Source organism: Vagococcus proximus, from assembly GCF_029143285.1.
Lineage (GTDB): Bacteria > Bacillota > Bacilli > Lactobacillales > Vagococcaceae > Vagococcus_D > Vagococcus_D proximus.
In genome coordinates, this window is sequence record NZ_JAPDSH010000002.1 from 96659 (window position 1) to 114457 (window position 17799).

The window sequence follows — 17799 nt, forward strand, 5'->3', positions numbered from 1 at the left end:
CAAAAAGATGATGTTTAGTTGGACCTATGCTGAGAGTGAACCCCAGCAAATAAAATTTTTTTTAAAAGCGCAAGGTATTTCGAGAGGGTTGCTTGCAAAGGTGAAGTTTCAAGGTGGACATATTTCAGTGAATGGTACGACGCAAAATGTGTTGTATTACTTACAACCAGATGACGTCTTAGCTATTGAAATTCCTGATGAGAAAGAGCATGAGACTCTTCTTAGAGATGAAACGCCACTTGAAATCATATTTGAAGATGACCATTATTTGATTGTCAATAAACCTTACGATGTGGCTTCAATTCCAGCACAGTATCATCCTAATGGAACAATGGCAAACAGAGTAAAACATTATATCTGCGAACAAGGCTATAAAGATCAGGTGGTTCATGTTGTAACACGTCTAGACCGAGATACAACTGGACTGATGTTATTTGCTAAACATGGATTTGCTCATGCCATGTTAGATCAAGAGTTAAGAGAGAAGCGTGTGATTAAAAAATATCAAGCCCTTGTTGGAGGAGCGGTTGATAGTCTTAAAGAGCACGATATAATAACATTAAAAATTGAACGCGATCCAGATTCGATTTTAAAAAGACAGACAGGACCAGGTGGATTAGAATCAAAAACAGAATATTGGTTAATGAAAAGAACAGAGACTAGCGCTTTAGTAGATATTCAGTTGCATACAGGAAGAACTCATCAAATCAGAGTTCATTTTGAAGCCATTGAGTGTCCCCTTTTAGGGGATGAGATGTATCATGGTGATGTGTCACAAGGGATTGAACGACAAGCACTCCATTGCGGGGAGTTGATTTTTACTCATCCATTTACAAAGGAAGTAGTTCACTGTCAGTTACCGTTAGCACCAGATATGTTAGTTGTTTATAATCAAATGGTAGAGTAAAGCACAAGGGAGAGAAGTAGGATGGATGGCCAAGGAACAATCGAAGAGCAGTATGAGTATTTATTGACCATTCTTCAAGGAGATCAATTAGTTGAATTTAGGGAGCAGTTCTTTGAGCTTCATATTTATGAGCAAGGGCAATTTTATTTGACGCTTAATGAAGAAGAACGTCAACGGTTATATACGTATTTGTCACCTAAAGAGATGGCGGATATGTTTGATGTTATTGAAGAAGATGAAGAAGATGTTGAAGAGTATTTAAAAGAAATGAAACCAAGTTACGTGGCAGATATGTTAGCTGAGATGTACACCGATAATGCGGTTGACACACTTAATCAATTAGATAAAGCAAGTGTTTCTAAATATCTAAGTTTAATGGATGCAGAAAGTGCTAGTGAGATTAAAGAATTACTCCATTATGAAGATGAAACTGCCGGTTCAATTATGACAACAGAGTATGTATCAATAGTTGCCAACCAAACAGTTCGTTCAGCAATGTATTTACTTAAAAATGAAGCAAAAGCTGCCGAAACGATTTATTATGTGTTCGTGGTTGATAGCGAAAATACCTTATTAGGTGTTATTTCATTAAGAGATTTGATTATTAATGAAGATGATGTCATGATTGGTGATATTATGAGTGAGCGTGTTATCTCAGTAAAAGTCGGCGATGACCAAGAAGATGTTGCACGTACAATTCGTGATTATGATTTCTTAGCAGTACCGGTCACAGATTATGATGACCACTTGATGGGAATTGTTACGGTTGATGATATCATCGATGTTATTGATGAAGAAGCTGCTAGTGATTACTCTGGTTTAGCCGGGGTCGATGTTGAAGAATCAAGTGAAAATCCATTTAAGGCAGCATCGAAACGGTTACCGTGGTTGATTACCTTATTATTTCTTGGTATGTCAACGGCGACGTTAATTGGCCGTTATGAGGAATTAGTAAGTGAAGCTAGTATCTTAGCTGTTTTTATTTCATTGATTACAGGGACAGCGGGGAATGCGGGTACACAATCATTAGCCGTTGCTGTTCGACGTCTTGCTATTCAAGATGATAAAGACAGTGGTTTTTTCCGTTTGATCTTAAGTGAAGTGTTGACAGGCCTGGTAACAGGATTTGTAACAGGGGTATCAATATTCTTAGTTGTTGGGATTTGGAAAAATAACTTCCCATTAGGATTTGTTATTGGGATTGCGATGCTATTTGCTATTACGGTTGCCAATCTAGCAGGTAGTTTAATTCCAATGGTAATGGATAAGCTAGGGTTTGACCCGGCAGTTGCTAGCGGTCCTTTCATCACTACTTTGAGTGATTTAACCAGTGTCTTGATTTATTTCAATATTGCGAGCCTATTTATGGGCTACTTTGTATAGAAAAAGCGTACTTTCCTAACTAGGAAGGCACGCTTTTTCTCTTGAGTTTAGATGTCTAAAGGTACAATTTTAGTACCATGGATTTCAGTAACATTTAAGGCAGTTGCAACAGCATCACAATTTTCGTGATTGATGCCACCACCAGGTAAAATAATAATGCGACCATCACTGTAGTCAACTAATTTAGTAAGATGATCAATATTATCCATAATCGGTGTTCCAGCTTTTCCACCATGAGTTAGAATACGTTGAACGCCGTATTTAGCTAACCAATCAATGGCTTTGAACTGGTCGTCAACACTTAATTCATCGAAAGCCATATGGAAAGTAAGTTGCAGTCCATCTGACAACTTGATGAATTCTAGCATCGCTTCTTCGTCAATCCAGTTGTCTTCTGTTAAACAACCGATAACAATTCCATCTGTTCCGCGTTCTTTTGCAGTTGTCAAATCTTCAGCCATCATTTTCAATTCTGTATCGTTGTAAAGAAAGTTACCGCCACGAGGACGAATGATACTCATTACTGTAATGCCTTTTTCATGACAATAGTCATAGGTTTCAGACATAACACCTGGGCTGACAGTTGTACCACCGACAGTAAGGTTGTCACATAGTTCAATGCGTTTCGCACCATTATGAATGGCCGCGGGAATATTTGTAAAGTTTTCTGCGCAAAATTCTTTGATTAACATAAAAAAACCTCTTTTCGTTCGTGATTAGTATTTATGGCATAATTGTACCATATTAAGAGGTGTTATATGGTATGATTATAAAGATAAAAACGGAAGGGAGCATGAGTTTATGCTGCTTAAAAAAATAGATCAAGGAAAACAATTTTTAGAGGAACATGGTGATTTATTCAGTTGTCCAAAATGTCGTAAAGCGATGATAAATAAAGACTATAGCTTAATTTGCCGCAAACAACATCGTTTTGACTTAGCGAAAAAAGGGACCATCAATTTCATCAACCATCAAATTAAAACGGACTATGACAAAGAGATGTTAAGTCACCGTCAAAAAATGATTCAAATCGGATTATATGAGCCATTGATTCAGCGTATTTTAGAAGCCAGCCAAGAAGTATCAATAGAAAGTATCGTTGATATTGGATGCGGAGAAGGAAGCTTTTTAAAAGAATTAACAGATAAAGGGTTAGAAGGTACTAAAATTGGTTTTGACATTTCAAAAGATGGGGTTGCGTTGGCAACAAGCCAAGATATTGATGCTTTTTGGTGTGTAGCAGATATTACCACACTACCGTTTGCGGATCAAAGTATGACGCATTTATTAAACATTTTTTCACCAAGTCATTATGAGGAATTTAGACGTGTTTTGAAACCTGGCGGTCGCTTGATAAAAGTAGTACCTGAAGAAAATTATTTAAAAGAAATGCGAGAGGTTTTTTATCAAGACGATAAAGAAAAACAAACGTATAGTAATGAAAAAGTAGTAACGAAATTTAAAGAAGAGATGACCTTAATTTCACAAGAACGCTTAACCTATCAAGTGCCTGTTCCAACAGAACGTCAAGAAGATTTATTAGCTATGTCACCGTTAAAATGGGGGGCATCACCTGAGTCACTAAGGAAAGCACAAGAAACCTCAATAGAATTTATCACAGTAGACGTTTTAGTATTAATAGGGGAATAAAAACGTTTTCAATGGTAAAGACCTATTGCTTTTACATAGGGGCTTTGGTATAGTTGTTTTAAGATATTTTTCGATAGTTTTTATCAGAGTCCTGTTCTGATAAAAGTTAGTGAAAGATACTTCACTAACGTAGCGACTCGCAGTGAATTGACACCGAGGCGATACGTTCTTTTTTTTGTCAAAATAACGAGGTAATTATATATAGGAGGCAACACTTTGGCTAATCATATTGTATTATACGAACCAGTTATTCCTGCTAATACAGGGAATATCGCACGTACATGTGCGGCAACAAACACCCCTTTACATCTTATTGAACCACTAGGATTTTCAACAGATGACAAGCAGCTTAAACGAGCAGGCTTAGATTACTGGAATGATGTGGCAATCACTTATTATAAAGATTTAGGAGATTTTCTAGAGAAAAATCCAGATATCTCATTGCACTTGGTTACAAAATTTGGACATGATGTCTATAGCGATGTGGATTATAACGATGGTAAGGATCACTATTTTATGTTCGGTAAAGAAACAACAGGTTTACCGGAAGACTTTATGCGTGAGAATGAAGAAAAGTGCATCCGTATTCCAATGAATGATGAACATGTTCGCTCATTAAACTTATCAAATACAGCAGCTTTAGTTGTTTATGAAGCGTTGCGTCAGCAGAGTTTTCCTAATTTAGAATTAACACATCATTATGAAAATGATAAATTAGATTAAAAAAAGAGACTAGAATATTTTCTAGTCTCTTTTTTTATCAGCTGCATTTATTTTGTCTAATGTATCACTTCTAATTGCCTCTCTTAGCTCTGTTAGATAGCTAGAAAATTGAACTTTATCATCGGCATAGACAAGATTTAAGTCAAATTCATTCTCGCTCCAAGTGTTTATATCAGAAAGATTATGTTGGATTAGGGCTTCTAATGAGTCCAGTGCTTTATAGGTTTTCGCTTCGGGAGTTTCTCGTGCATTCATTTCATCAAAAAGTTGAGTTAGAGTGACAGTTGTTTTTTGAGGAAGTGATCCCAACCAATCATTAAGTTTATTTTGTTCAAGGATCTCATGTTCTGTGGTCTTATCAAATGTTGGAATATCTCCAGTGAAACATTCACCAAGGTCATGTATGAGACACATTTTGATGACTTTAGTCATGTCGATGTTAGTCAGCTCATCTTCTAGTAGCATAGCCGTGAGAGTCATCATCCAAGTGTGTTCGGCAACACTTTCATGTCGACCTTGTGAGGTATAACAGTGTCTAGTGGTGTCTTTCAAACGTTCAGCAATCTGTAGAATATCAAGTAATTCTCTGCTTTTCATTATACGCCTCATTTCTGTTGTCATAGGTGATATTACCTAACTAAAGAGTACTCTTTTAAAATAGTATTGTAAACGTTTTATATTTAACTTGTTATTTTGAAAGGAATTAGGCACAATAAAGAAGAAAGTAATAGGTGGAGGGGAAATATGTTATGAAACGAATTGATAAAGAGAACTGGGATAGATTGGCTCATTTTAATGTCCATTCGCAGAGAGATGTTCCGATGTATGAGATAACAGTGGATGTTGATGTTACTAATTTAAAGAGCGTGGCAAAAGAAAAAGGTGTGTCATTTTATTATGCGTTGGTTTACTTAGTGACAGAGAGTTTGGATAGTATTGAAAATTTTAGATATAAAATTCAAGGGGAAGATGTTGTTCTATATGATAGACTCATTCCGTCGTTTACAGATATGATAAAAGGAGAGACCTTGTATAAAGGGGTGACATTGGAAAAAGGAGAAGACTTATTAGAGTTTTGTAGACGAGCTAAAAAGATGTCAGATGACCAAACAGAGTACTTTCCAGACATTGAGTTTCCGTTAGATCAGTTAATTCATTTTTCTATGGTTCCTTGGTTGAATTTTACAGCTTTTAAAAATCAATTTTATATTGATAAGGATGATTCAATTCCTAAGGTGACAATGGGGAAATATGTTGAAAAAGAAGGCCGATTACAACTGCCTCTAAGTATAGAAGTAAACCACCGATTAGTGGATGGCTATCATCTGGGGTTATTCTATGAAACACTTGCACGAAAAATAGAAGAGCTATAAAAAAAGAAGCTAACTTTTGTTAGCTTCTTTTTCGCTGTTTAAAAAGGGATAGATGGCTCCAATTAAGGCATTATTATTAAAGCTAGTAGGACTTTTGAAAGAAACTGATAAAAAGTTGGGTGGAAGAAGTTCATCGACTTTTTTACTTAAAATTGGAAGAATATAATCATTTTGTTTTGACACGCCACCCCCAATAAGAATAGTGTGGGGATCTAATAATAAAATTATAGAAGAAACACCTTTTGCTATTTCACTAATCCATTCATCAATAAGTGTAACAAATCTATTTTGACCAGATCGAGCATATTCGAAAGCTTCAGGAACGGATATATTGAAATCCTTAACTAATTTTTTCTCTAAAGTGATCGTTGAGGCACGTTGTTCCCAGTAAGTATCAGTTTTACTATCATAATTTAGATAACCAATAGAATTTTCATAATTGTGAGCACCAATATATAGGGAGTCATGGTTTAAAAAAGCACCACCAATACCAGTTCCAAGTGTTAAACAAAAAGTTTTTGGTGGGAGTTGTTGCTGCCAAACTTCACCTAATAAAGCAGCTTGGACATCATTAATAACAGAGACCGGAAGGCCAGTAACTTCTTCTAAAGTTTCTTTTATTTTCGTACCTGTATAATTAGGAATTAAAGGGTTAGCATATTTGATTTCGCCTTGTACTGTGTCAACAATACCAGCTGTACTAATCCCAATAGCTTTTATAGGATAGTGTTTCATTAAATCTAAGCTAACCTGTTTCAAGGTTGTCAAAATATGTTCATCATAATTTTTATGTGTGGGCACACTATGATACTCATAAAGTTTAGTATCATTAGAGAGTAACGCATATTTAATTGTAGTGCCACCTACATCAAAAGCCAAATATAAAGGTTTTGAATCCATAAAGTACACTCCTTTTTAACTGATTTTAATTAAAGCATAGCACTTCATCTTGGTATAATCAATCGCTTTATGAAAATAAGTTTCATTATTTTTTGTATTGTGTAATTTATTTCTTTATGATAAGATTACGTTGTAATCGTATTCATTTATGAAAGAAGTTTAAAGATAGGTAGGAAAGTATATGTTAGATAAGAGTAAAGAAATAACTAAAGGATTAATCGTATCGTGTCAGGCACTTGAAACAGAACCATTACATAGCTCTCATATAATGGGAAGAATGGCTATAGCAGCAGTAAGTTCAGGTGCTGTGGGGATAAGATCTAATTCACCAAAAGATATTTTAGAAATAAAAAAACAAGTAAAGGTTCCAGTTATTGGTATTTGGAAGCAAGTCTATGGAGACTCTCCTGTTTTTATTACACCTACTATCAAAGAGATGCGTGCAGTAGCTGACACAGGATGCGAAATCATAGCCTGTGATGCAACTCTAAGGGAACGTCCTAATGGTGAGCATTTATCAGATATTATTGAAGTAATACGAAAAGAGTATCCGAATATTTTATTAATGGCGGATTGCTCAACAGTAAAAGAAGCAGAACATGCTTGTAAACTAGGGTTTGATTTTATAGGGACAACATTGCATGGGTATACGGAAGAAACAGAAGGTATGAATATTGCTTCAGATGATTTTTTAGTGTTAAAAGAATTTATAAAAAAATCAACAAAACCTGTTATTGCAGAAGGAAAAATTGACACACCAGATAAAGCAAAACGGACTCTTGATTTAGGCTGTTATGCAGTGGTAGTTGGTGGTGCAATTACAAGACCTCAGGAGATTACGCAGCGCTTCATAGATAAAATTCAAGAATAGCTAACTGAAATAAAGTTAGTTAAAAATATAAGGAGTGTTATATTATGAAAAATTTAGATAAATACAAAGGTATTATTCCAGCATTTTACGCGTGTTATGATGACGAAGGTAATATTAGTCCAGAACGTATTCAAAAACTGGCAACTTATTATTTAGAAAAAGGTGTAAAAGGATTATATGTAGGTGGTAGTTCAGGGGAATGTATCTATCAAACAGTAGAAGAACGTAAACTAGTATTAGAAAACGTGATGGAAGCTGTCGGAGGCAAGATGACAATTATTGCTCATATTGCTGCTCCATCAACTCGTGATAGCGTTGAATTAGCTAAACATGCTGAAAGTTTAGGCGTAGATGCTTTAGCAGCTATTCCACCGATTTACTTTGTGCTTCCTGAAGCATCTATTGAAGCTTACTGGACAAGCATGATTGAAGCAACTTCTTTAGATTTCATTATTTATAACATTCCTCAAACAACAGGCTATGCCTTATCTGTTGATTTATTCAAAAAGATGATGGAAAAAGACCAAGTTATTGGTGTTAAAAATTCATCTATGCCTGTAATGGATATCAATGTTTTTAAACTTAACTCAGAAAAAGAATCTATCATCTTTAATGGTCCAGATGAGCAATTTGTTGGTGGTCGTGTGATGGGTGCTGATGCAGGGATTGGTGGAACATATGGTGTAATGCCAGAGTTATTCTTGGAAGCTGATAAATGCATTAAAGAGAAAAATATGGAAAAAGCATTTGAAATTCAAACAGCAATCAATGAAATTATCTTTAAAATGTTATCATATGGTGGAAACTTATATGATGTAATGAAACTTATTTTAGGTATGAATGGTGTGGAAGTAGGACGCGTACGTGGGCCATTATCACCAGTTGCGAAAGATCGTGAAGCGAGCGTAGTAGAAGCTAAAGAAATGATCGACGCTGCTATCTCAAAATTTTGTTAATTAATGTTTAAACCAAAAAGAAGCTAACGAAAGTTAGTTTCTTTTTTATTTCTAACAACTCTCTATAATTAAGACTAGTTTACGTCTTTTTTTCTTGTTATTATAGATAGGAGATACTATGATAGTAAGATAGTAATTGGACAAATAAAGGAGGAAATGAAATGATAGATACGCTCGGAGATACTGAAATTAACCACCAAGAGAATTATGTTGTAGGTAAAGTCGCAGCGATCTTCTTTCAGAATCCTAGCAACTTTTATAAAGTAATGCTTGTTAAGGTTGTAGATACAAATACAGCATTCGAAGAGAGCGAGATTGTTGTTACAGGTAGTTTTGGTCAAATCCAAGAAGAAGAGAGTTACCGTTTTGTGGGTAAGTTGGTTGACCATGCTAAGTATGGTCAACAATTCCAAGTTGATAATTATCAACAAGAAAAACCAACATCTGGTAGCGGCTTAATTGCTTATTTATCGGGAAGTAAATTTCCAGGTATTGGTAAAAAGACGGCCGAAAATATGGTTGATTTACTAGGTGACAACGTGATTGACATTATTTTAGATGACCCAAAACGCTTAGAAGAAGTGACGTCATTAACAAAGAGTAAGCGAGAGATGATTTTAGAAACACTTCGTTTGAATTATGGAATGGAGCAAATCGTCATTGGTTTAAACCAGTATGGCTTTGGGAGTCAATTGGCGATGGCAATTTATCAAACGTATCAAGAAGAAACATTGACTGTTATCCAAGAAAATCCATATCAGTTGACGGAAGATATTGAAGGAATTGGGTTTAAAAAAGCAGATGCTATTGCTGAACAACTAGGCTATGCTGCAGACTCACCTAAACGAATTAGAGCAGCAATAACTCACGAATTATTGAGCAGTTGTTTAGAAACAGGTGACACGTATGTCGATGCTGAAGTGTTATTGAAAAAGGCGATACGGACATTAGAGATGAGCCGTTCGTTCACCATAGCGCCTGATTTAGTGGCACAAGAGATTATCTCTGCGGTATCTGAAGGTAAGATGCAACAAGAAGGGACACACCTTTATGAGAATACATTATTCTTTTCAGAGTGGGGTGTTGGAACGGCTATACAACGCTTGTTAAGTCGCAAGAAGACAATTAAATATAACGATGATGATGTCACGTCTAATTTGGAGATGATTGAAAAGAACTTTGGGATAAGTTATGGTGATTCTCAAATCCAAGCCATAAAAGAAGCAATTAAATCACCCTTGTTTATTTTAACAGGAGGACCAGGTACAGGTAAGACAACTGTTATTAATGGGATTGTAAACCTGTTTGCAGAATTAAATGGATTATCCTTAGATATTGACGATTATACAAATGATATTTTTCCTATCTTACTAGCTGCACCAACCGGTCGTGCAGCTAAGAGGATGAACGAAACAACGGGGTTACCAGCAAGCACCATTCACCGTCTACTAGGTTTAAATGGGCGCGAAAAAAATGCTAGTCTAAGTGCGAAAGAATTAGAAGGCGGGCTTTTAATTGTTGATGAGATGTCAATGGTTGACACATGGTTGGCAAACACTTTATTAAAAGCTATTCCAACGAATATGCAAGTCATTTTTGTTGGAGATAAAGACCAGTTGCCTTCAGTAGGACCTGGTCAAGTGCTACATGATTTGTTAGCAATTGAAGATATTCCGAGTTGTGAGTTGATAGATATATACCGCCAAGAGAATGAGTCGAGTATTATTCCACTGGCTCATGATATTAAGGATGGTAGGTTGCCAGCTGATTTTGCTCAAAACAAAAGTGATCGCTCTTTCATACGTGCAAGTGCTTATCAGATTGAAGAAGTGATAAGGCAGGTTGTAACGAAAGCACAAGCAAAAGGCTTCACACCAACTGATATCCAAGTACTTGCACCGATGTATCGTGGGGTTGCAGGGATTGATAATATTAATAATATGATGCAAGAAATTTTCAACCCTAATGAAACAGGTCAACGTAAAGAAGTGAAATGGAACGATAAGGTATTCCGAATAGGAGACAAGGTTCTTCACTTGGTTAACAGTCCAGAGTCTAATGTGTTTAATGGTGATATGGGGAAAATTGTAGGGATAACTTTAGCAAAAGAATCGGATGATAAGGTTGATGAATTAACTATCGAGTTTGATAGTAATGAGGTCACGTATAAACGTAATGAGTGGAATAAGATTACGCTATCGTATTGTTGCTCTATTCATAAATCACAAGGTAGTGAATTTAAAATGGTAATTCTACCAATGGTGAAGCAGTATCAGCGTATGTTACAGCGTAACCTCTTTTATACGGGATTAACGCGGAGTAAAGATTTACTTATTCTAATTGGGGAACCAGAAGCTTTTGACAGGTGTGTAAAAAATGAAGGTGACAACCGTCAGACGACATTACAGGAACGCATTATTTCAGCTGGAGATATGTCACTTGCAGTAAGAACCCAACTTGAGGCGTATGAGTCTGGATTACTGGCAGAATCCACAGAAGATATTGATGGAGGCTTAGGTTCATATGATCCAATTCCGAAAGAAAAACTTAAAGAACTAAAAGCTAAAGAATTTAAAACTGAAGATGAAGTGGTAATTCGAGAGAAACAACAAGTAAAAGAAGTCTCATTATTTGATGAGATAGAAGAGGAATGTTCGATTATTTCAGAGCCTGTTAAAGCTGCTGTTGGTGAAAAGCAAATGGATGTTTCAATTCAAGCAGGCAATGTTGATCCTATGATAGGGATGGGAAATGTCACACCATACGATTTCATGTAAAAAAATAACCAGATGCTAAGATAGCATTAGGTTATTTTTTTTATAGCCAGAATAGCCTTTTTTTTGTAGTAAAGCTTATATCAAAGGTGCGATAGCCCATTTCCTCACCGTCAACTTGACCATATTGTGGTGTGTTGCTTATAAGCCTAGCTTCAGTCGTGTTATATTGATGCAAGTATTTAGAAGCGAGATGTTTGCGTCTAAGGAGTTGACCAATTAAACGAGCCAATTTCGGGAAGGCAATTCTTTCAACAATCATAATGGTCATGTCTTCTTTTTTAGGATCAGCGAAAGGTGCTAAAGCAACCCCACCACCAAAGTAGGGGTGGTTGGTTGTCGTACATAAAAAAGTATTGTTGAATGCAGTTGTCTCATCGTCAGTGATAAGCGTTAAAGGAAACCCTTTTTGTTTAAAAATGACACTAGTAGCCGCTGTGAGGTAACTCAGTGACCCTATTTTTAACTTGTTAAGTTGCTTTTTAGCTGTGGAGTGATTAGCAGTTGCCACAATGTTAGCATCAACACCTATGCCAATATTATTTGAGCAGTAGTTTACATCACCTGTGTTATTATCTTTGTAACAAAGTGTGTTATAAAAATCAGGTTCATTAAGTTGTAAAAGGTGTTCAAGAGCCTCAACGGGCTGTCGTTCTAAGTTGACACCTCTAGCAAAGTCGTTGCCAGAACCACAAGGAATATAACCGATAGGAATATCAGTATGTTCACCAAAAGCATTAATCACTTCATGAAGTGTGCCGTCGCCTCCAAGGACAACAAGTAAAGGGAAATGAGTATTAGTGTCATTTAATTTGGAAGACCAGGGAGCTAATACTGAATTAAGAAGTTGCTTAGCAAGTGTGACAGCATGTCCGTGGTACTCTGATATATGAGTGTCATATGAAATATGATGAGTGTTTAGGTAATGTTTAACATGTTCAGCAGCTTTTTTACCAGTACCGCTGCCAGCTTTTTCGTTAATAAGTAAGTGCAAGTGTAAGTCTGTCATAAAAAACTCCCTTCGTAGACGTTTATTATATCAAAAAAACTCGGATTTGTAAGAAGGCCTTTAATAAAAAAATTATTCTTTGAAAGAGACTTGTAACTCTAAATTGATTAGCCTATAATGTAAAGCGGTTGCTTTATTGAGGGAAGTAATCATAGGACAATGACCTCGACGCGGTTCATCAACCATCCCGCGTAATCAAAACTAGGAGGAGGAAAAGTAAATGACAACAACTAATAAAACGAAATTCCTTGTAATAAATGGTGTGATTGCGGCAATGTATGTGGCGCTTTCAGTCCTATCACCTTTTTCTCAAGGAATCATTCAATTCAGAGTATCTGAAAGTTTAAACCATTTAGTCGTTTTTAACAAAAAACTAATGTGGGGTGTTGTAGGGGGCGTCGTCCTTTATAACTTATTATTTTCAGAACTTGTTTGGCTAGATGTTTTGTTTGGTGGCGGTCAAACCTTTATTGCATTAGGTTTAACGGCTTTACTAACGAAATATGTCCCAAACATGCTGATGCGTATGATTTTGAATATCGTATTCTTTACCATTAGTATGGTATTAATTGCCATTATGATTATCATTACTGCAGATGTGCCAATCCCATTTTGGGCAACTTACGGCAGTCTTGCATTAAGTGAATTAATTATTATGACGATTTCAGCACCGATTATGTACGCAATTAATAAATCCTTAAAGTTTGATAAAATGTAAAAAAGCCAACACCCCTTATCAAGGGTGTTGGCTTTTTTAGTATTTTACATTTCTTCAGGTGCTTCTAAACCTAATAGACGTAAGTCTTCTTTTAATACAACTTTAACAGCATGAACTAGAGCAAGACGAGCTTGTTGTTCGCTATCATCATTAACAATTTTTGTGTGAGCATAGTATTTATTGAAAGCTTGAGCTAACTGAATGGCGTGTTTAGCAATAACAGATGGTTCATATTTTTCAGACGCGCGAACCACTGTAGCAGGGAACGCTTGAAGTAATTTAATAACTTCCCAACTTTCAGTATCGCCAAGAGAGTAATCAGCACCTTCTTGAGCTTCAAAGTTAGTTTTACGTAAAATAGAAGCACAACGAGTGTGAGTGTATTGTACGTAAGGACCTGTTTCACCTTCGAAACGGACAACTTCTTCTAGTGAGAAGTCAAAGTTATTTAGACGGTCGTTTTTAAGGTCGTGGAAGATAACAGCGCCAACCCCAACTTGATGAGCGACTTGGTCTTTGTTAGCTAGATCAGGATTTTTAGCTTCGATTTGAGCTTTAGCTAAGCTGATTGCTTCATTAAGAACTTCTTCAAGTAAGACGATTTTACCTTTACGAGTTGATAATTTTTTACCATCTTTTGTGATTAAGCCGAACGGTACATGATGGATATCATTAGCCCAATCAAAACCTAATTCGTTTAAGACTGCTTTTAATTGTTTAAAGTGAATAGATTGTTCATTCCCTACAACGTAGATAGATTGTGCGAAGTCGTAGTTTTCTTTACGGTAGAACGCAGCAGCTAAGTCACGTGTCATGTATAAAGTAGCGCCATCAGACTTGCGGATAAGAGCAGGATTTAAGTCATATTTTTCTAAATCAACAATATCAGCACCTTGACTTGATACTAATAGATTTTTTTCTTGTAAGACATCAATAACAGGTTGCATTTTATCGTTATAGAAAGCTTCACCGTTTAATGAATCAAATGTAATACCTAATAAATCATAAACGTGTTGGAATTCTTTTAATGATTCTTCACGGAACCATGTCCATAAGTTTGTCGCTTCTTCATCGCCATCTTCTAATTTCTTGAACCAAGCACGACCTTCATCTTCTAAACTAGAATCTGTTTCAGCATCTTCATGGAATTTTACATATAAACGTAATAGTTCTTGAATAGGAGCAGCTTTAACAGCTTCTTCCGAACCCCATTTTTTATAAGCAACCATTAATTTACCAAATTGGGTTCCCCAGTCACCTAAGTGATTGATACGGATTGACTCGTAGCCAATTTTATCCATAATTTTAGCTAGTGAATTCCCAATAACTGTTGAACGTAGGTGTCCCATTGACATTGGTTTAGCAATATTTGGTGAAGACATATCGATAGGGACTTTACGTCCTTCGCCGATTGTTGTGTTACCGTAGTTAGCATCTTCTTTTAGGATGGCTTGTAGCGTATCGTTACTTACAAGGCGTTTGTCTAAGAAGAAATTAATGTATGGTCCGACTACTTCAACTTTTTCAAATGCTTCAGTAGGGATGTTTTCTACGATTTCTGCTGCTATAGCTTGGGGTGCTTTACGCATAACTTTAGCTAATGAGAAAACAGGAAAAGCCACATCGCCATGTTGGGCTGTTTTAGGGTTTTCTAATAAATTTAAAATGTCATCTACTGATAGATGTTCGGATAGTGCTTGATTAAGGGCAGTTGCTACAACGTTTCTTTCATTCATAGTATTAATCCTCCAATTAGTTTCTTCTGTAAACAATCTTCTGATAATGAAAAGCAGAATAAATGGACAGTCTACGAGATATATGTGGCTAATTATATCAAAAAAACAAGCGAAATACTATCAAAATTAAAGAATAGTCAGTGCATAAAAATTAATAAAAGTAAATATTTACACATGAATTATACATAATATAAAAAAAACTTGGTATACTAGATGAAAAGAACAAGAGCTAGGAGGAGACTATGAAAAAGAGCAGCCGCCAAGGAATTATCAAAAAAATTATTCAAGAACAAGATATTGAGACGCAAGAAGACTTATTATTAGCCCTCGTAAATGAAGGTATGCAAGCGACACAAGCTACTATCTCTAGAGATATTCGTGAGCTAGGTATTGTCAAAGGTAGAAATGCGGAAGGTCGTACGAAATATGTGATGAATACGCAAGTGGTTAATGACGGTGAAGAACGCTTAAAAGAAGTGGTTGAAGAATCAGTTAAATCAATTAGTCAAGTGCAATTTATGGTAGTCGTGCAAACTTATTTAGGAGCAGCAAATATTATTGGAGCTATTATAGATGATTTAGGGCTAGAAAATGTCGCAGGCACGTTGGCAGGCGCCAATACATTATCGATTATTACAACAAGTAATGAAGCGGCCGCAGAATTGGAAAAACAATTACAAAATTATTTAAAATAAAGAAAGGATACGATAATAAAAAATTATCGTATCCTTTCTTTATTTTATTTTTGCCATATAGCGATAGATACTTGGTTCGGACATTTCCAAACGTTTGGCAACTTCTGCTACGCCACCTTTTAGTAAGAAAACACCTTTATCACTCAAATCAGCTATGATATCTTCTTTGTCAGTAATGCTAAGCTCTCTTGTCATAGAAGGATAGTGGTCCAGTGTACTATCGATTAGTGATGCCATCAGCTCATCAATATTTTGTCCTAATTTTTCAGGTTCGTCAGCAATAATTTCTGAAACAGTAGGTGTATTATCAATTGGAAATGATGTTAAGCCAATCAATTTAGTAAGTTGATCCCGCATGTCAACTAAGTCAGATACTAAAACATTGATGCATAGCATACCGATAAGTTGATGCGTATCATCTTTTATAAAGTAACTTGACGAACGACACAGTTTTCCATCAGTGGTATGAGAACGATAGTTTGCTACATAGTCACTTGTTAAGTATTTTTGTTCTTTAATTTGTTTGAGAGCCATATCAGTTAATGGGCCACCTATTTTACGGTTGCTAAGATTACCGGATAAGGCGATGATTGAACTTTCTGGAGAGCTAACATCGTGAAGTAATATTTCACTATTTTCGCCTAGTATTTCATGGATAAAAGGGACTAAAACTTTGTAATAATTAAAAATTTGATTGTATTTCAATTTTTTTCACTCCTATATGGACATGTTCTATCGTCATTATAGCAAACAATTCTTAAAAAAATAACCTTGACAATTTTTTTGTAAGCCTTTACAATGATAATAAATTATTATTAATAATAAAAAGTTATTAAAAGGAGACGTTAAAAGTGAAAGAAAACATGAAAAAGTGGTTAACGTTAATGATTCTAATTTTAGCAGGAGGAACAATTTTTAAACTGTCATCATTAAAAGATGCTTTTTATATTCCAATGCAAGAATATTTTCATTTAACACATACCCAAATAGGTATGGCTTTATCTGTATATGCAATTGTTCAAACAATAGGTTATGTTTTTTCAATTTATTTATCGGATAGATTTTCAAGAAAGATCATGTTGCCGCTCGGTTTGATCGGAGTAGGTGTTATAGGACTATATCTATCAACATTCCCTGGTTATATAGGTATACTTGCTGCTTGGGGAGGTATGGCAGTTTTTGCAGAGGTTATTTTTTGGCCAGTATTAATAAAAACGGTTCGGTTGTTAGGTAATTCGGATGAGCAAGGCCGTATGTTTGGATTTTTAGAAGCAGGGCGTGGTGTTATTGATACGATTATCGCTTTCTCTGGTTTAGCTCTTTTTGTCAAATTGGGAAGTGATGCAGTAGGATTTAGAGCAGCCATTTTATTCTTCTCAGCTACAACGATTATCGTAGGTATTATTGTTTACTTCTTTATCGACCCAGAGTCTTCAGATGAAGTAGTTGATGATGGTGACGATAAAAAAGCAGTAGCACTCGCAGGAGCAAAACGAGCAGTTAAAATTCCAGAACTATGGATTGCCTCATTAATTATTTTCTGTGTATATACAGTATATGCTGGTTTAACTTACTTTATTCCATTTTTAAAAGATGTATACAAGATGCCTGTTGCTTTGGTTGGGGCATATGGGATTATCAATCAATACGGATTAAAAATGATTGGTGGCCCAGTTGGAGGAATTATGTCAGATAAGGTATTTAAATCACCAACAAAATATTTAAAATATACCTTTTTACTAGCTGCAGCCATGATAGGGGGATTCACTTTATTACCACATAATTCAATGAATATTTATCTAGGTATGACATGCACATTGTTATTCGGGAGTGTTATTTTCAGTCAGCGTGCGATTTTCTTTGCACCATTGGATGAAATTGATATTCCAAAAGAAATTAGTGGAGCAGCGGTGTCAATTGCTTGTCTTGTAGGATATGCACCATCGATGTTCGCTTTTACGTTATATGGAACAATTATTGATAAGTTCCCTGGTTTAACAGGCTATCGATATGTCTTCATGGTAATGGCAGGTTTTGCGATGGCAGGTTTTGTAGTATGTACTTATTTACTTAAAAAAATTGAAGCTAAGAAAAGAGGTTAATT

17 protein-coding genes are annotated in these 17799 nt (G+C 35.7%); 11 read left to right on the forward strand and 6 right to left on the reverse strand.

The genetic code is table 11. The annotated features are described in order from the left end of the window. Positions 1-7 precede the first annotated feature (7 nt). Both OL233_RS03065 and mgtE read left to right on the forward strand, forming a co-directional pair. Complete coding sequence (locus tag OL233_RS03065) at positions 8-907, forward strand: RluA family pseudouridine synthase (protein ID WP_275470909.1); 900 nt, start codon at positions 8-10, stop codon at positions 905-907. A 21-nt stretch (positions 908-928) separates the two neighbouring features. Next, positions 929-2290, forward strand: coding sequence for a magnesium transporter (gene mgtE, locus OL233_RS03070; protein WP_275470910.1), 1362 nt, complete (start codon positions 929-931; stop codon positions 2288-2290). 47 nt (positions 2291-2337) lie between these two features. Here the strand turns inward: mgtE and OL233_RS03075 are convergent, their stop codons facing one another. Beyond that, positions 2338-2982, reverse strand: a complete 645-nt coding sequence (locus tag OL233_RS03075; RefSeq protein WP_275470911.1) for a copper homeostasis protein CutC — start codon at positions 2980-2982, stop codon at positions 2338-2340. 112 nt (positions 2983-3094) lie between these two features. Here OL233_RS03075 and OL233_RS03080 point away from each other — a divergent pair, with 112 nt between their 5' ends. Together OL233_RS03080 and trmL are read left to right on the forward strand one after the other, a co-directional pair. After that, entirely contained in the window at positions 3095-3940 is an 846-nt protein-coding gene (locus OL233_RS03080) for a methyltransferase domain-containing protein (protein WP_275471182.1), read from the forward strand. A gap of 216 nt (positions 3941-4156) precedes the next feature. Next, complete coding sequence (gene trmL, locus OL233_RS03085; RefSeq protein ID WP_275470912.1) at positions 4157-4663, forward strand: tRNA (uridine(34)/cytosine(34)/5-carboxymethylaminomethyluridine(34)-2'-O)-methyltransferase TrmL; 507 nt, start codon at positions 4157-4159, stop codon at positions 4661-4663. Positions 4664-4684: 21 nt separating this feature from the next. Here trmL and OL233_RS03090 read toward each other — a convergent pair whose 3' ends face one another. Further along, positions 4685-5272: an HD domain-containing protein gene (locus OL233_RS03090; RefSeq protein ID WP_275470913.1), complete on the reverse strand. Its 588-nt coding sequence runs from the start codon at positions 5270-5272 to the stop codon at positions 4685-4687. Positions 5273-5412: 140 nt separating this feature from the next. Between OL233_RS03090 and OL233_RS03095 the strand changes: the two genes are divergently transcribed. Further along, positions 5413-6036: a CatA-like O-acetyltransferase gene (locus OL233_RS03095; protein ID WP_275470914.1), complete on the forward strand. Its 624-nt coding sequence runs from the start codon at positions 5413-5415 to the stop codon at positions 6034-6036. Positions 6037-6045: 9 nt separating this feature from the next. Here the strand turns inward: OL233_RS03095 and OL233_RS03100 are convergent, their stop codons facing one another. After that, complete coding sequence (locus OL233_RS03100; RefSeq protein ID WP_275470915.1) at positions 6046-6936, reverse strand: ROK family protein; 891 nt, start codon at positions 6934-6936, stop codon at positions 6046-6048. A 181-nt stretch (positions 6937-7117) separates the two neighbouring features. Between OL233_RS03100 and OL233_RS03105 the strand changes: the two genes are divergently transcribed. From OL233_RS03105 to recD2, 3 genes are all read left to right on the forward strand, one after another. Then, positions 7118-7807: an N-acetylmannosamine-6-phosphate 2-epimerase gene (locus OL233_RS03105; protein WP_275470916.1), complete on the forward strand. Its 690-nt coding sequence runs from the start codon at positions 7118-7120 to the stop codon at positions 7805-7807. 44 nt (positions 7808-7851) lie between these two features. Then, positions 7852-8763, forward strand: coding sequence for a dihydrodipicolinate synthase family protein (locus OL233_RS03110; protein ID WP_275470917.1), 912 nt, complete (start codon positions 7852-7854; stop codon positions 8761-8763). 161 nt (positions 8764-8924) lie between these two features. Then, positions 8925-11540 (forward strand): SF1B family DNA helicase RecD2, encoded by a 2616-nt coding sequence (gene recD2 / locus OL233_RS03115; RefSeq protein ID WP_275470918.1) that lies wholly within the window; start codon positions 8925-8927, stop codon positions 11538-11540. A 40-nt stretch (positions 11541-11580) separates the two neighbouring features. Here the strand turns inward: recD2 and OL233_RS03120 are convergent, their stop codons facing one another. Further along, the gene (locus OL233_RS03120; protein WP_275470919.1) at positions 11581-12546 is read right to left on the reverse strand and encodes a diacylglycerol/lipid kinase family protein; all 966 of its coding nucleotides are present in this window, start codon (positions 12544-12546) and stop codon (positions 11581-11583) included. 220 nt (positions 12547-12766) lie between these two features. On the opposite strand from OL233_RS03120, the gene OL233_RS03125 reads away from it, so the two are divergent. Beyond that, on the forward strand, positions 12767-13264 hold the full coding sequence (locus OL233_RS03125; protein ID WP_275470920.1) for a QueT transporter family protein: 498 nt from the start codon (positions 12767-12769) through the stop codon (positions 13262-13264). 44 nt (positions 13265-13308) lie between these two features. Here OL233_RS03125 and argS read toward each other — a convergent pair whose 3' ends face one another. After that, a complete protein-coding gene (gene argS, locus OL233_RS03130) occupies positions 13309-15000 on the reverse strand; it encodes an arginine--tRNA ligase (RefSeq protein ID WP_275470921.1) in 1692 nt (563 codons plus the stop codon). A gap of 242 nt (positions 15001-15242) precedes the next feature. On the opposite strand from argS, the gene argR reads away from it, so the two are divergent. Next, entirely contained in the window at positions 15243-15695 is a 453-nt protein-coding gene (gene argR / locus OL233_RS03135) for an arginine repressor (RefSeq protein ID WP_275470922.1), read from the forward strand. Between the two features lie 39 nt (positions 15696-15734). On the opposite strand, the gene OL233_RS03140 is transcribed toward argR, so the two are convergent. Beyond that, positions 15735-16400: a helix-turn-helix transcriptional regulator gene (locus OL233_RS03140; RefSeq protein ID WP_275470923.1), complete on the reverse strand. Its 666-nt coding sequence runs from the start codon at positions 16398-16400 to the stop codon at positions 15735-15737. Positions 16401-16558: 158 nt separating this feature from the next. Here OL233_RS03140 and OL233_RS03145 point away from each other — a divergent pair, with 158 nt between their 5' ends. Then, positions 16559-17797 (forward strand): MFS transporter, encoded by a 1239-nt coding sequence (locus tag OL233_RS03145; protein WP_275470924.1) that lies wholly within the window; start codon positions 16559-16561, stop codon positions 17795-17797. Positions 17798-17799 lie beyond the last annotated feature (2 nt).